The following is a 14,387-nucleotide window of genomic DNA, read 5'->3' on the forward strand; positions in this document are numbered from 1 at the left end:
CTGAAGATCCCGGCCACCTTCGACTTCAAGCCGACCGGCACCCACTCGTGGGGCTACTGGGAAGACGATCTCCACAACTCCTGGCCGATGCTCGCTCGTTCGATGGGCATCTGACCGAAATCGTTCCGGCTCGACCCCGCTCCCTGCACTTCCGGGAGCGGGGTCGAGTGCTTGTCTGGGCCGATTCGGGGGTTAATTCGGGGGTTAATTCCGGGGCCAATTCAATTGTCAGGCAATCGAATCGCGTCACTTTCTGCGCCCGCTCTGCTTTACTGACACATAACAAAAAGTGAACCTGTTCCAGTAAGGGCTCACAGGCACTTCGATCCGTTCCGGATCCGAAGACATTCAGGTGGAGGATCCGAACGTATGCGTGCTCGAATTTTCAAGCGTGGCAGTGTGATCGCAGCTCTCGCAGTGGCCACGGTGCTGCCGATGCTGATCAGTCCGGCGACAGCTTCTGCGGGCGGTGACACGTCCGGATCGCACGTCGTGAGCAACACCAAGACCGGCGACCGCAAGGTCACCATCTCGGTCTTCTCCCCGGCGATGGATCGCAACATCCCGCTCGAGGTCATCCTCCCCGCAGACAACAGCGAACCCCGCCCGACGCTCTACCTGCTCAACGGTGCAGGCGGCGGCGAAGACTCGGCGACCTGGCAACGCAAGACCGACGTCATGAACTTCTTCCAGGACAAGAACGTCAACGTCGTCACTCCACTCGAAGGCGCATTCAGCTACTACACCGACTGGGTGAACGACGATCCGGTTCTCGGTCGCCAGAAGTGGCAGACGTTCCTGACCCAGGAACTCCCGCCCGTCATCGACGCCGAGTTCAATACCAACAAGGTCCAGTCGATCTCCGCGATCTCCATGACCGCGACCTCGGTCCTCAACCTCGCCATCGCGGCTCCCGGCCTCTACAAGGGCGTCGGCGCGTACAGCGGATGCGCTGAGACCAGCACCCCCGTCGGTCAGAGTGCGATCGAACTTGTCACAGGTACCCGCGGCGGAGCTGACATCACAAACATGTGGGGCCCGCTCGACGGTCAGGGCTGGAAGGACAACGATCCGGTCCTCAACGCCGAGAAGCTCCGCGGCACCGAGCTCTACGTCTCCACCGGCTCGGGACTCCCCGGCCCACACGACACTCTCGCCAACCCCGCGATCAACGGTCAGGTCGGTGCGCTCGCCAACCAGGCGATCGTCGGCGGCGTCATCGAGGCAGCGGTCAACTACTGCACCCACAACCTCGCCTACCGCCTGAGCGATCTGAAGATCCCGGCCACCTTCGACTTCAAGCCGACCGGCACCCACTCGTGGGGCTACTGGCAGGACGATCTCCACAACTCCTGGCCGATGCTCGCTCACTCCCTGGGCGTCTGACCCGATTCGTTCTCACTCGACCCCGCTCCAGTGTTTCGGGAGCGGGGTCGAGTGCTGTCGGGAGCGAGCAGTAAGAATGGACGTATGACTTCCGATCAGCAGCCCACCACCGGCGACGACCCCTACCTCTGGCTCGAAGACGTGACCGGTGAGTCTGCACTCGATTGGGTACGTCAGCACAATGCCGTGACCGAGGAGCAGCTCACCGACAACGAGCGCTTCGATCGACTGCAGAGCGACGTGCGCGAGATCCTCGATACCGACGCGCGAATCCCCTACGTCCGCCGTCGAGGTGAGTTCCTCTACAACTTCTGGCGCGACAGCACCCACGTTCGCGGATTGTGGCGACGCACGACGTTCGATCAGTACGTCACCGACGACCCGGAATGGGACGTCCTGGTCGACCTCGACGCCCTGGCCGAGGCCGAGGGCGAGAACTGGGTCTGGAAGGGCACGCAACTTCTACGGCCACACCGCAACCGTGCATTGATCAGCCTCTCCCGCGGCGGGGCAGACGCGGCGGTCGTTCGCGAGTTCGACATCGACAAGCGCGAGTTCCTCGCTCCCGAGGGCGAGAATCCCGGCTTCTACCTTCCCGAGGCCAAGACCGACATCGACTGGATCGACATCGATACCGTCTACGTCGGAACGGATATCGGACCAGGGTCGCTCACCGATTCCGGATATCCCCGTCTGGCCCAGCGGTGGAAGCGCGGCACTCCCCTCTCCAGCGCCGAGACCGTCTACGAGGGCCAGGCCACGGACGTGGCCATCTCGGCTTCGCACGATCCGACGCCCGGGTTCGAACGAGACTTCGTCACTCGCTCGGTCGATTTCTACAACTCTCAGCATTTCGAAGTTCGCCCCGACGGTGAACTGGTGCTCGTGGACGTCCCCGAGGACGCCGGGATCTCGATTCACCACGAGTGGTTGTTGATCCGCACCAAGTCCGTGTGGGCCGTCGAGGACACCGAATATCCGACCGGCGCACTGCTTGCCATCCGTTACGACGATTTCCTTGCCGGCTCACGAGCACTGACATCGATCTTCGAACCCGACGCACATTCCTCGCTCGAGCACTACACCTGGACACGCGATCATCTGATTCTGGTGGTCCTGACCGACGTGCGCACGACGCTGCGAATCCTGACGCCGGGCGAAAACGGCTGGGAGGATCGACCTTTCGAAGGGCTTCCAGAACTGACCAGTATCGAAATTCTCGACACCGACCCCGATGTCAGCAATGAATACTTCGTCAACTCGAGCGGATACACCTCCCCTGCAACTCTTTTGCACGGCGTGATCGGCGAAACCGAACCCACTGCCCTCAAGCAGGCTCCCGCGTTCTTCGACGCCGAGAACATCACCACGGAGCAGTTCTTCGCCACCTCTGCCGACGGCACCCAAGTTCCGTACTTCGTGGTGCGCAGTCCGCGTAGCGAGCCAGGCCCCACCCTGCTCTACGGGTACGGCGGATTCGAGATCTCGCTGACACCGTCGTACAGCGGTTCTCTGGGCCGTGCCTGGCTGACGCAGGGCGGCACCTATGTGGTTGCGAACATTCGTGGTGGCGGCGAGTACGGACCCGGTTGGCACACACAAGTTCTCAAGGCCGGTCGCCACAAGGTGCACGAAGACTTTGCTGCCGTCGCGAGAGACCTCGTCGATCGCGGAATCACGACCCCGGATCTTCTGGCAGCTCAGGGCGGTAGCAACGGCGGCCTGTTGATGGGCATCATGCTGACCAAGTACCCCGAACTCTTCGGCGCCATCGTCTGCCAGGTCCCGCTGCTGGACATGCGCCGATTCCATCTCCTGCTGGCCGGCGCGTCCTGGATGGCCGAATACGGTGACCCCGATGTCCCGGAGGAGTGGGCATTCATCTCGGAGTATTCGCCGTATCAGAACATCGACGCCGCCGCGTCGTACCCACCGATCCTGATCGCGACGTCCACCCGCGACGACCGCGTCCACCCCGCGCATGCCCGCAAGATGGCCGCACGGCTGGAAGAGCTGGGCAAGCCGGTGCTGTATTTCGAGAACATCGAGGGTGGCCACGGCGGCGCCGCGGACAATGCTCAGCTGGCCTTCAAGACTGCGCTGACCTACGAGTTCCTCTGGCAGAAACTCGGCTGATCTTTCAGCGGTCGCGCAACCACGCGACGACGCGCTCGCTCACAGCGGTGGGATTGCGTATCCAACCGTTGTGACCGAGCGGTTCGTCGATGTGCGTCATCGTCACTTGGGCCCCGGAGAGCTTGTCCACCAGGTTCTTTGCCGACCGGCGTGGAGCGAGATCGTCCCCTTCGATCGTGATCGACAGAACCGGCAAGGTCAGGCGGGCGATCCGCTCCTCGTAGTCGATATCCGCACCGACGGGTTCCATGCGACCGGTCCTGGCGAACCGGGCCCAATCGGTGATCAGAACTTTCGACTGTCGACCGAAGCCGCCGACGTTGACCCGGTCTCCAGGCCAGAAGCCGGCGATGTTGGCTGTCACCGACATCGCGGACGAGCCCAGATAGAGTCCGGGCGCACGGATTCCGGGGAATCCGCGGTGATACGGCGATCCGGAGGCAACCAGGATCAGTCCGCCGAGCCGGCCCCGAATCCTCGACGCGTACATGACCCCGATCTGGCCGCCCATGCTGTGCCCCATCAGAAAAGGTGTGCTGGCCGGAAACCGCTCACGCACCACCTCGAACGTCGCCGGACAATCGATCGAGACCAGTTCCTGATATCCGAAAGCACTCGACGCGCTCGGGCGCGGTTTGCTGTCACCTTGGCCGCGCAGTTCACCGATGGCCGCATTGAAGCCGGCTTCGACCAGGGCCTGCGCCACCGGATCGTAGAACCCGGCGGGAACTCCGAGCCCGGGCAACATCACCACCACGGGTGCGTCGTCGTTCGGTCCGGGAAACAGACGGATCGGGGTCACGGTGCCGTCGGGGAGTTGGATCGCTACGGTCTCCATTCAACTCACACTAACCACCCACGCCGCGGATGGGCAGAGCACACGCGCCGACTATTCGAGGCTGCCCACGATCAGCGGATCCGGAGTACCCACGATCTCGTAATCCTTGTTGTCGTAATCGAACTGACTGAGCACGTGACGCATCGCGTTTATCCGCGCGCGTTTCTTGTCGTTGCTCTTGATGACGGTCCACGGAGCGGTGGCGGTATCGGTGAACCGGATCATCTCTTCCTTCGCCGCCGTGTACGCATCCCACTTGTCCAGCGAAGCGATGTCCATCGGCGAAAGCTTCCACTGCCGAACGGGATCGACCTGTCTGATCGCGAACCGCGTGCGCTGCTCCAGCGGTGAAACCGAGAACCAGAACTTGATCAAGCTGATGCCGTCGTCGACGAGCATCTGCTCGAACAACGGCACCTGGCGCAGAAAACGCTCGTGCTCCTCGTCGGTGCAGAAGCCCATGACCCGCTCGACCCCGGCCCGGTTGTACCAAGACCGATCGAACATCACCAGTTCCCCGGCAGCCGGAAGGTGCTGCACGTAGCGCTGGAAGTACCACTGCGTCGACTCGCGAGCCGACGGCTTCTCCAATGCGACGACCCGTGCGCCGCGAGGATTGAGGTGCTCCATGAATCGTTTGATCGTTCCGCCCTTGCCGGCGGCGTCGCGTCCTTCGAACACTATGGCGTGCCGTGCGCCGGTTTCTTTCGACCAGTTCTGCAGCTTGAGGAGTTCGATCTGCAGCAGACGCTTGGACATTTCGTACTCGTCCCGAGGCATCCGTGCGTCGTACGGGTAGCCCTCCCGCCAGGTGTCGACCTCGAAACCGTCCGGCGACGTCAGCAGCACCGGATCGTCGTCGTCATTGTCGTCGACGGTGAAGGCGGCGGTGTCGGCCAGATCGACGGCGGTCGAGAGATCCGCGAAGGCGCTGAGGAACGGTCGGCGTTCTGCTAAATCGGTCACCGCCGACAAGGTAGTCTCCCGCAGCAACCGTTCGGTGAAGCTGGGATGAACACCGGGGTATGACACGGCGGCCTCAAAAGATCAGGGTGCAGATGGGGGTCGTCCCCGATGGTGCGCGGCGCGATCTCGCTTCAGAATTGAAGCATGACATTCGAAAGCAACACACCTCGCCCCTTCACCCGTTCCAACGACAAGAAAATGTTCGCCGGAGTGTGCGGCGGAATTGCAGATTACTTCGGCGCCGACGTAAATCTTGTCCGTCTACTCGCGGTTATCGCCGCTATTTGCACGGGTGGAACCGCGGCTTTGGTATATCTCGCCGCCTGGATGCTCATGCCGTTAGGTTGAGAATTCCGGCAATTGACATGGCGAGAATTACGCGCCGACAAAAGGTATTTCGGGGCCTACGCGCCAACACGAGCAGGCCCCGAAATCAACAATCTACTTGGCGGCCTTCAACTCTCCACCGCTGAGCGCAGCGAGGGCCTCGAGACCCTTGACGGCCAGGCCACTGACGCTGCCCGACCAAGATGTTCAGAAAACTCGGGGACGACGGGCGGCGTAAAGCTGAGGGTGTCGAGAGATTATCGTTCGACGAACTCACGATTTTGGTCGGAAACTGCCTGCAGAAGCGCCGTGAACCCAACCCTCAATAGTTCGACGTAGTGCTCGATATCCGGCATCGTCTCTCGCGAGACGATGACATTGAGCGTCAGAGAACCTCCACGCGCGGCAATGAGGAAGTGGCGCAGAATGTCTCCGTCGACCGGCGCCTGCCCGCCGAGAACTGCCACCGCCGGCGCACCTTCGAAGACATTGCCGTCGACTGATACCGGGACATTGCTGATCGTAGTGTTCTGAATGACCTTGTGCGAAGGGTCCAGCTTGTTGAGCCGACGCGAGAGACCGGTGAGTCTGAGCAGAGCCGCAGGCGAGGTTTCGATGCGCGTGCCCGTAACGACGGACGGCTGGGTGTGAACTCCGCCCTTTGGCCCTCAGCGCCGAATCTCTGATTCGTGTCAGCCGCTCGACCGGATCTTCGACGTCCGTGTGCAGATCGACCGTCAACAGCGCCAGTTGGTTGGCCGATTCCCATTCGGCGATCTGCCGCATCGATCGGGGAACCATCGGCCAACCCACTGGCCGACTTCTCGCCCTTCCCCGACAGGTACGCGTCGAGAGCACCGGCGACGACGGTCAGGAAGATGTCGTTGACCGTCACGTGCGGAACGGCCGCTCGGATCGCTTTGATGTCTGCGCCGTCCAGCGTCAGGAAATCGATCGTGATGTCTCCGCCCAGCACGCCGTTGAATCGGGTCGGTAGGCGGTCGGCCGAGTACGTAGGCAACTCTCCGGCCTCTTCCGCCTCCCGAACCGTCTCGGCCGCAACCTTTGTCACGGACAGACCCCGGGCGAAACGGATCGCCTGGCCGGGCAAACCCACAACGGTGCGCCCGATCAAATCCAGCGACGAAAGCCCCGAACCGGCACGCTTCGTCTCCGGTTTCGGCGGACCGGAGAACAGAAGGTTGGTCAGATCGCGGATCGCCAGACCGTCACCGGCCCCGTGGTGGGTCTTGAGCATGATCAGCGTCAGATTGCCAGGTAGCTCGTCGATCCCGTGCACGCCGGTCATGACGTGCAACTCCCAGGGCGGCCGGGACAGGTCCATCGGCTCCCCGAGCGAGCGCCCGAGCAATTCACGAACCGGGGCCCACCAGGCAACAGGGGCACGCTGAACGTGCACGTGATCATCGACGTCGAAATCGGCCGGGACCCAATAGGGATAGTCCAGATCCAGCGGAACTCGCTGGAGTCGACTCGTAAACAGGGCCAGTACCCGAATCTTTCGGTGATCCACCGAACCGCGTCGTCGTGCGTCATCTCTGCGAGCGGATGGCCCGTCGTGTCGAAGAAGTAGGCGCAGACCATGTGGCTCAGATGTCCGCCGGACTCGTTGTAGACGAACTCCGCGTCTCGCGGTCCCATCTGAGATACCGCGGCTGGCAACGAGTTCCGAAAGATCATGCATGCCCCTCAATTCCGACGCTGAACGAATGTCCGAATTGTGGCGAGCTGACATGCAGATCCTCGGGGTTCTGCCCGGAATCGTTGGGTATCACCGGATCCAGCAATCGGAAAAGGTGCCTGTGATTCCGATCGATCAGGAGGCAACCTCTTGGTCAGGTGAATCCGCAGTCTTCATCGCGGCTGCCGCTGCCAAGTCATCGAAACTTGCTCGCAGTAGTTCGATGTAATGGTGGAGATCGGGCATGGTCGCGGTGTCCGCAATGACGTTGAGGGTCAGTCCCCCACCTGCTGCGGCGACCATGAAATGCCGTAGCCCGTCGCCGTCGATAGGCGCTTGCACTGCAAGCACAGCCGCGCCCGGGGCGCCGGCAAGCGTCAACCCTTCGACCGAGAGAGGAATGTTACTCACCATGGTGTGCTGGTAACGCGGTCGATCGAGGCTGTGATCGTTCTGCTTGCGCGCATACGCCATCAATCTCATCAACGGCGCCGGCGTGGTCTCGACTGCGGCCCCGGCACGCCTGACCGCGGGATGGGACGTGCGCGCCTTCTCCGACCGTGCCGAACTCGAAATGAGCGCCAACCTCTCCAACGGGGACTTGACCTGGGTGTGCATATCCACCAGCAGAGCCACCAACTGATTCGCCGATTCCCACGCTTCGACCTTGCGTACCGAGCGAGGAACCATCGCAATCAAAGAACCGCTTGGCGTTTCATCTTTCTCCGTGAGGTAGCGCGTCAGAGCGCCTCCAACAACGGCGAGTAGAACGTCGTTGACAGTCGCACCGGGCACCGAATCCTTGATCCCACGGACCTGCTCCCCGGACATTGTCATCGGTTCCAGTGAGGCCACTCCACTCACCTTGCCGTTGAATCGAACTGCAGGCCTCTCGTTGAGGCTCTCCACCCATTCTCCGGCCCTCTTCGCAGCGTCAGCATCTCTCTGAGCGCGTCGGTTGCCTGGTACCTGCCTTGCGAAGCGATAAATTCGGCCGGGAAACCCCAGTAGCGACTTGGTGAATATCCTCGCTCGCACAAACGGCACAGGCGGTTCGGACCCAGCCTGCTGCACCTTGCCCGAAAAGATAGTTTCGCCCAACGTCCTGATGGCGATACCGTCAGCTGCACTGTGGTGAGACTTGAGCACCACCGCCGTCAGTCGGCCCGGCAATTCTTCAAGTCCCTCCAAACCTACGAAGAAGTGCAGTTCCCACGGCGGACGGCGCAGGTCCATCTTCGTCGTCAACAACGCGCTCAACGGCTTTTGCAGTGCTGCCCATCCGTTGTCATTGATCTTGTTGACGTACACGTGCTTTCGCACGTCGAAGTCAGGGTCTGTCACCCAGTAGGGATGGTCCAGTCCCAACGGAGTCCGTTGGACTCGTTGAGTGAACATACGATCACATCCAAGGCGTGCGGTAACCCAGTCCACTGCCTGTTCTGCCGTGAATTCCGCGCTTGGGTGCAACGATGTCTCGAAGAAGTACACAGCGATCAGATGGTTCAGGTGACCAGCGCCCTCGTGATAGATGAATTCGGCATCGCGTGGGTTCAGCTGCGCCATCCTTGCGCCTGACGTGTTGGACGCGCCCATTGAACTCCTTGTATCGCGGCTGGTTGCCCGCACATTCGCCTGAGTGCAAAGCTTGTGACTATAAATCCGGTGATTGCAAAACCAATGGTCCCCGAAGCCACAGGGCTACGGGGACCATAGTTTCAAGCAAGTGCAGGTTCGCCTGACTGCTCCGCTACGATGCTGTCCTCGACAACCGAACAATATGATGCAGTCGCTGGAGTGATCACGGCTTTTGTGGAGGATCCTTGATGATCTTGCTTCCAGCGGAAGTTAGACCAAGCATGCTCGATACCCACGTGATCATTCCGGTTAAATAAGTTTGCAGCATGACCGATTCCGTTCTTCTATGGCGTGGGGGAGGACGACAGCGCGTTCAAATACTTCACAAACGTGCCTACGAGATCGATCGATCCGAAATCGACGATCTTGGACAGGTAGTCCAGGAAGAGATCGAACATCTTTTCTCCTTCTCCTTTTACAGGCCGGCTACGGAACCGAGGACCGATTGGACGCTGCCTGCCGCAGCCTCACCGAGCGCACCGCCCATGTTGAGGCTTCCGGTGATCGACAAGAAGATTCCGTCAACGACCTTGACCAAGTAGAACAGTGGATCCACCAGGGATCCGACGTCAACGCTTGCGAGCGCACCTATCAAACTAGCTGTGTCCACCGTATTTCACACTCCTTGAGATTGATTTCGTTCACTGGGTAAAGCAATTCACTTCTCAGTCGACGTTCGGGAACCACCCGAAGTCAACCGAAGCCATAAACGGGGTAAACAAAGCCACCCCGAGAATGTTTTTGATCAACCCCCCGGCCTCGCCCTCGAGAACATCCGCAATCGATCCCAGATCCATCATTCACTCCTGTCATCAAGAAACATTGGAAGAAGAACTAGCAGGTGCCGTCAACTGAGGTCGATTGCCGAAACCAACGATCCGGTGACCCCGTCGATTCCCGGCATGAGCGAACCGGACCAGACGTTACCCAGCAGGTCGGTGAACAATGCCGCCGTTGTCTGCAGGAACATGACGATCATATTGAATCCCACGCTTTCGATTGGCCGCGAATACTCACGGAACATTTACATTGGAATGCTTGATGCAGCCCACAAAGAGCCGGTCCAAGTAGCAATTAAAGAATCTCTGTCGAACGATGTAACCGAGATCCTCCGGGGTTGGTGCCCACTTTCCGCGGCTGTGACTGACATCAAGGTAGTGCAATAGGATCCGATTTGGGTGCCTTTTGCCCAAGAATTTCAGATGGATCTGAAACCTGTTCCATATTCGCAGGTCTAGCGTCCAAGACGCTTGAAAATCGAGCAAAATGGAATAGCAACCGGAATGCACGTCATCCGAAAGGCCTAGTACTTGAGGGTATTCAGAACAGAATTATCCACCAAAAGAACTAGAGGTATCCGCACTTCACAGGTTAGCGGAGGCGAACAATCGGGACGGAAAATATCAAACATCCTTCAACATTCGGATAGATGAAGCTTCTCGTTCCCCACCTTCTCGATACACCTGTTACGCCATGAGGTTGTCCACACACACGCGGCCATCCACAAAGTGGCTTCTGAATCCGCGTCGTCAGGCCCTTGCCGCCACAGTGCATACGTGGAAGTTGTCACGAGAAACCAGTTGCTCGAGCAGGGCACCTCGAGCAGTTCGATCTCTCGATCCACGCGGTCAGGGCGACTCCATCGAATCCTGCCGTCGGTGTACTCCACCGAAGAACCTGGATACTTCGAGCGTTGCGTCGCGGTCACACTGTGGAAGCCCGAGGCCGTCCTCAGCCATACCAGCGCGGCCTGGCTGTGGGATCTCCTGCCGGAGGAACCACGCTTTGTCGAGGCCACCGTGGCTCCCAGCGTCCGAGCAGGCAGTCCGCAGTGGGTACGGCTTCACCGACGAACAGGAGTCTCGTCGGATGAGTGGATGGGTTTACCGATCGTGCCGATCGAGCAGTGCTTCATCGACGTCGCGACCACGTTGCCACGCCCGGAACTCGAGGCCTTCTTCGACGCGGCGGTATCGACCCGAGTGCCGTGGAAGTCGATAGCCCAACTGTGTGATGCGAGCCGCGGCAGGCACGGGATCCCCGCCGTACGCGAACAACTCCGCACCTGTTGCCCGCTCACTCGTTCGGAACCGGAGCGAGCAGTCGCCCGTGCGCTGACTGCGCGCAACGTCCACCTGGAGATCAACGCTCGGGTCGGACCCTACTTCGGCGACCTGGTCGACACGCGAGCCCGGGTGATCGTGGAGATCGACGGGCGCGAATTCCATACCGACCCCGCAACTTTCAACAACGATCGACGGCGTCAGAACGCACTCGTTCTCAACGGATGGATGGTGTTGCGTTACTCCGCCGCCACCGCGATGGCCCATCTCGACGCTGTGGCGGACGAAATCATCACAGTGGTCCGAAGACGCCGACACAACCGGACGTAAGCGCGGGCGTAAACGCACACAGCATCGAGCCGTGCAACGGGAAACCGCGATCGCGTCGCAGCAGTGGACAAAAATGCCCGCATTTGTCTCCAGACAAGCAAAAGCCCGGCCCACCGAATGGTGGGCCGGGCTCTAGGAGCTAGGTGGAGATGGACTCAGAAGTCCATGCCGCCCATGCCGCCGGTCGGATCGCCTGCAGGCGCTCCGGCCTTCTCGGGCTTGTCAGCGACAACGGCTTCGGTCGTCAGGAACAGAGCCGCGATGGACGCTGCGTTCTGCAGTGCCGAGCGGGTGACCTTGACCGGGTCGTTGATGCCTGCAGCGAGCAGGTCGCCGTACTCGTTGGTCGCAGCGTTGAGGCCGTGACCTGCGGGCAGGTTGGAGACCTTGTCCGCAACAACGCCGGGCTCGAGGCCTGCGTTGAATGCGATCTGCTTGAGCGGAGCGGACAGTGCAACGCGAACGATGTTCGCGCCGGTTGCCTCGTCACCTTCGAGCTTGAGGTCGTCCAGTGCGGGAGCTGCCTGGAGAAGTGCAACGCCACCACCGGCGACGATGCCCTCTTCGACGGCTGCCTTTGCGTTACGCACTGCATCTTCGATGCGGTGCTTGCGCTCCTTGAGCTCGACCTCGGTAGCAGCGCCGGCCTTGATGACTGCAACGCCGCCGGCCAGCTTGGCCAGACGTTCCTGCAGCTTCTCACGGTCGTAATCCGAGTCGCTGTTCTCGATCTCGGCGCGGATCTGGCTGACACGACCGGCGATTGCGTCGGCGTCGCCGGCACCCTCGACGATGGTGGTCTCGTCCTTGGTGATGACGACCTTGCGTGCCTGGCCGAGGAGCTCGAGGCCTGCGGTCTCCAAGGAGAGTCCGACCTCTTCGCTGATGACCTCGCCACCGGTGAGGATGGCGATGTCGGCGAGCTGAGCCTTACGACGGTCACCGAAGCCGGGAGCCTTGACGGCAACAGACTTGAAGGTGCCACGGATCTTGTTGACCACGAGGGTGGAGAGAGCTTCGCCCTCGACGTCCTCGGCGATGATCAGGAGCGGCTTGCCGGACTGGATGACCTTCTCCAGCAGGGGCAGCAGGTCCTTGACCGTGGAGATCTTGGAGCTGACGAGCAGGATGTACGCGTCTTCGAGGACGGCTTCCTGACGCTCTGCATCGGTGGCGAAGTACGCCGAGATGTAGCCCTTGTCGAAGCGCATGCCCTCGGTGAGCTCGAGCTGCAGGCCGAAGGTGTTGGACTCCTCGACCGTGATGACGCCTTCCTTGCCGACCTTGTCCATAGCCTCGGCGATGAGCTCACCGATGGACGGGTCGCCGGCGGAAATACCGGCGGTAGCAGCGATCTGCTCCTTGGTGTCGATCTCCTTGGCGGTCTCGAGCAGGCGAGCTGTGACAGCCTCGACAGCCTTCTCGATGCCGCGCTTGAGGCCGAGCGGGTTCGCGCCGGCTGCGACGTTGCGCAGGCCTTCACGGACCAGAGCCTGTGCGAGAACGGTAGCGGTGGTGGTGCCGTCGCCAGCGACGTCGTCAGTCTTCTTGGCGACCTCCTTGACGAGCTCGGCGCCGATCTTCTCGTACGGGTCGTCGAGTTCGATCTCCTTGGCGATGGAAACACCATCGTTGGTGATCGTGGGGGCGCCCCACTTCTTTTCGAGAACGACGTTGCGACCCTTGGGGCCCAACGTCACCTTGACAGCGTCGGCGAGGGCGTTGAGGCCTCGCTCAAGGCCACGACGTGCCTCTTCGTCGAACGCGATGATCTTTGCCATTGCGAAGTGATCCTCCGGATAGGGGGTGACACACAAGGTGACCGCTCGTCGGGTCACCTCATCGGCACAAGGCGACCGTTTGACCAGTCACCTCATTACACGGGCGACCGATTTGCCTGGTCACCCATCTACGCCTGTGGTCTAGTCAGTGCCCGCGACGGACGACCGGGGGTGTCTATGGTTCCCGGTCTCACTGCCTCGACCTGGCACTCACGGTTCGCGAGTGCCAACTGCATTTTTAGCACTCGAGCGTGCCGAGTGCAAGGTTGAGCCTCAGCCCGCGATGCAGAACTGTCCGTTACTCAAATTGACCGCAAACGAGAGCACTCCGACGCAGTCGACGCCGTTGGCATCGGCCGTAGCGCCCGCTCCGTAACCGGCGATGGCGAAGGTGACGTTGCCGTCAGCCGCCCCGGCCCGCGCGATACCGCCGCCGAGCGCAAATGCCTGCGCCTGACCGTTACCGCGAGAAGCCCCCAGCGCGGTTCCGAAGCCGTTTGCATATGAATTGGAGTAGCCGTTGTCGGCGGCGACGCTCACAGCGGTACCGCTCTCGGCAGCACCGGCCTGCGAACGGCCGGCTCCGACGGACTGCGCGCCGCAGCTCGCGGTCTCGGAGACCTGGATGTCATTGGCCGACGGCGGCGAGACACACGTGACGGGGGCTGCCGAAGCAGCTCCCGCACCGGTCAGCGCCAGCCCGGCGGCGAGCCCCATACCTACAGTCATCACAGCCCCTGTTCTCGCCAGGCGGCCCCCCAACCGACTACTGGAAATTCCGCTGACTCGAGAGGATGAGCGACGGAACCAGACTGACGAGATCAAGGGCATAGAAAACTCCTTCGTGGAACAAGTTCATTGGATTCGGGCGCGAGAGTACCCGCTCGAGTGAAGTCCGTCACCCCCGCCTGGTCAAGCCTCGAGCACGACCCCGAGAAGGGCCGGAAGATCCGCGACCGAATCGATGACATGATCAGGCTTCTGAACCGACAGATCGAGCACTGTTTGCCGAAACTTGCCTGTGCGCACCAGAACTCCGGTCAAGCCGACTCGTTGTGAGGAGAGGACGTCCCCGATCAGGTCGTCGCCGACCATCACCGTCGCCTCAGGTTCGACATGCATCAGCTCCGTGGCTGTCAGGAACCCCGTGAGAGACGGTTTACCCGGCTCTTCGCGCTTGAGCGGGGTGCCCGGTAGTTGATGGGGCTCGTGGCCCCGAC

The 14,387-nt window shown here is 61.1% G+C and carries 13 protein-coding genes and 2 pseudogenes; 5 read left to right on the top strand and 10 right to left on the bottom strand.

Going from position 1 to position 14,387, the window contains the following annotated elements; genetic code table 11:
- From H7C86_RS37245 to H7C86_RS15530, 3 genes and pseudogenes are all read left to right on the top strand, one after another.
- Positions 1 to 114, top strand: a pseudogene (locus H7C86_RS37245) (esterase family protein); the annotation flags it as partial.
- A gap of 255 nt (positions 115 to 369) precedes the next feature.
- Complete coding sequence (locus H7C86_RS15525; RefSeq protein ID WP_182261788.1) at positions 370 to 1,386, top strand: alpha/beta hydrolase family protein; 1,017 nt, start codon at positions 370 to 372, stop codon at positions 1,384 to 1,386.
- 84 nt (positions 1,387 to 1,470) lie between these two features.
- Positions 1,471 to 3,522 carry a prolyl oligopeptidase family protein gene (locus H7C86_RS15530; RefSeq protein ID WP_182261789.1) on the top strand — a complete coding sequence of 684 codons (2,052 nt, stop codon included), beginning with the start codon at positions 1,471 to 1,473 and terminating at the stop codon, positions 3,520 to 3,522.
- Positions 3,523 to 3,526: 4 nt separating this feature from the next.
- Here H7C86_RS15530 and H7C86_RS15535 read toward each other — a convergent pair whose 3' ends face one another.
- Complete coding sequence (locus H7C86_RS15535; RefSeq protein ID WP_182261790.1) at positions 3,527 to 4,360, bottom strand: alpha/beta fold hydrolase; 834 nt, start codon at positions 4,358 to 4,360, stop codon at positions 3,527 to 3,529.
- Between the two features lie 51 nt (positions 4,361 to 4,411).
- Positions 4,412 to 5,326 (bottom strand): polyphosphate kinase 2, encoded by a 915-nt coding sequence (gene ppk2, locus H7C86_RS15540; protein WP_007733731.1) that lies wholly within the window; start codon positions 5,324 to 5,326, stop codon positions 4,412 to 4,414.
- Between the two features lie 144 nt (positions 5,327 to 5,470).
- On the opposite strand from ppk2, the gene H7C86_RS15545 reads away from it, so the two are divergent.
- Entirely contained in the window at positions 5,471 to 5,674 is a 204-nt protein-coding gene (locus H7C86_RS15545) for a PspC domain-containing protein (RefSeq protein WP_003941534.1), read from the top strand.
- Between the two features lie 252 nt (positions 5,675 to 5,926).
- Here H7C86_RS15545 and H7C86_RS37250 read toward each other — a convergent pair whose 3' ends face one another.
- The 5 genes and pseudogenes from H7C86_RS37250 to H7C86_RS15565 form a co-directional block, all read right to left on the bottom strand.
- Entirely contained in the window at positions 5,927 to 6,454 is a 528-nt protein-coding gene (locus H7C86_RS37250; protein ID WP_308115615.1) for a WS/DGAT domain-containing protein, read from the bottom strand.
- Between the two features lie 136 nt (positions 6,455 to 6,590).
- Positions 6,591 to 7,409 (bottom strand): annotated as a pseudogene (locus tag H7C86_RS37255) (wax ester/triacylglycerol synthase domain-containing protein); the annotation flags it as partial.
- 81 nt (positions 7,410 to 7,490) lie between these two features.
- Positions 7,491 to 8,951 carry a wax ester/triacylglycerol synthase domain-containing protein gene (locus tag H7C86_RS15555; protein WP_182261791.1) on the bottom strand — a complete coding sequence of 487 codons (1,461 nt, stop codon included), beginning with the start codon at positions 8,949 to 8,951 and terminating at the stop codon, positions 7,491 to 7,493.
- A 457-nt stretch (positions 8,952 to 9,408) separates the two neighbouring features.
- Complete coding sequence (locus tag H7C86_RS15560) at positions 9,409 to 9,603, bottom strand: hypothetical protein (RefSeq protein ID WP_054825594.1); 195 nt, start codon at positions 9,601 to 9,603, stop codon at positions 9,409 to 9,411.
- Positions 9,604 to 9,840: 237 nt separating this feature from the next.
- The gene (locus H7C86_RS15565) at positions 9,841 to 9,984 is read right to left on the bottom strand and encodes a hypothetical protein (RefSeq protein ID WP_153212751.1); all 144 of its coding nucleotides are present in this window, start codon (positions 9,982 to 9,984) and stop codon (positions 9,841 to 9,843) included.
- A gap of 565 nt (positions 9,985 to 10,549) precedes the next feature.
- On the opposite strand from H7C86_RS15565, the gene H7C86_RS15570 reads away from it, so the two are divergent.
- Positions 10,550 to 11,386: a DUF559 domain-containing protein gene (locus H7C86_RS15570; RefSeq protein ID WP_021343359.1), complete on the top strand. Its 837-nt coding sequence runs from the start codon at positions 10,550 to 10,552 to the stop codon at positions 11,384 to 11,386.
- Between the two features lie 155 nt (positions 11,387 to 11,541).
- On the opposite strand, the gene groL is transcribed toward H7C86_RS15570, so the two are convergent.
- The 3 genes from groL to H7C86_RS15585 all read right to left on the bottom strand — a co-directional run.
- Positions 11,542 to 13,167 (bottom strand): chaperonin GroEL, encoded by a 1,626-nt coding sequence (gene groL, locus H7C86_RS15575; RefSeq protein ID WP_003941476.1) that lies wholly within the window; start codon positions 13,165 to 13,167, stop codon positions 11,542 to 11,544.
- Positions 13,168 to 13,440: 273 nt separating this feature from the next.
- On the bottom strand, positions 13,441 to 13,998 hold the full coding sequence (locus tag H7C86_RS15580) for a DUF6764 family protein (protein WP_019744475.1): 558 nt from the start codon (positions 13,996 to 13,998) through the stop codon (positions 13,441 to 13,443).
- A gap of 81 nt (positions 13,999 to 14,079) precedes the next feature.
- The coding region (locus H7C86_RS15585; protein WP_182261792.1) for an HAD hydrolase-like protein at positions 14,080 to 14,387 on the bottom strand (308 nt) is incomplete at its 5' end.

The organism is Rhodococcus sp. UFZ-B548 (genome assembly GCF_903819475.1).
Classification (GTDB): Bacteria; Actinomycetota; Actinomycetes; order Mycobacteriales; family Mycobacteriaceae; genus Rhodococcus_F; species Rhodococcus_F erythropolis.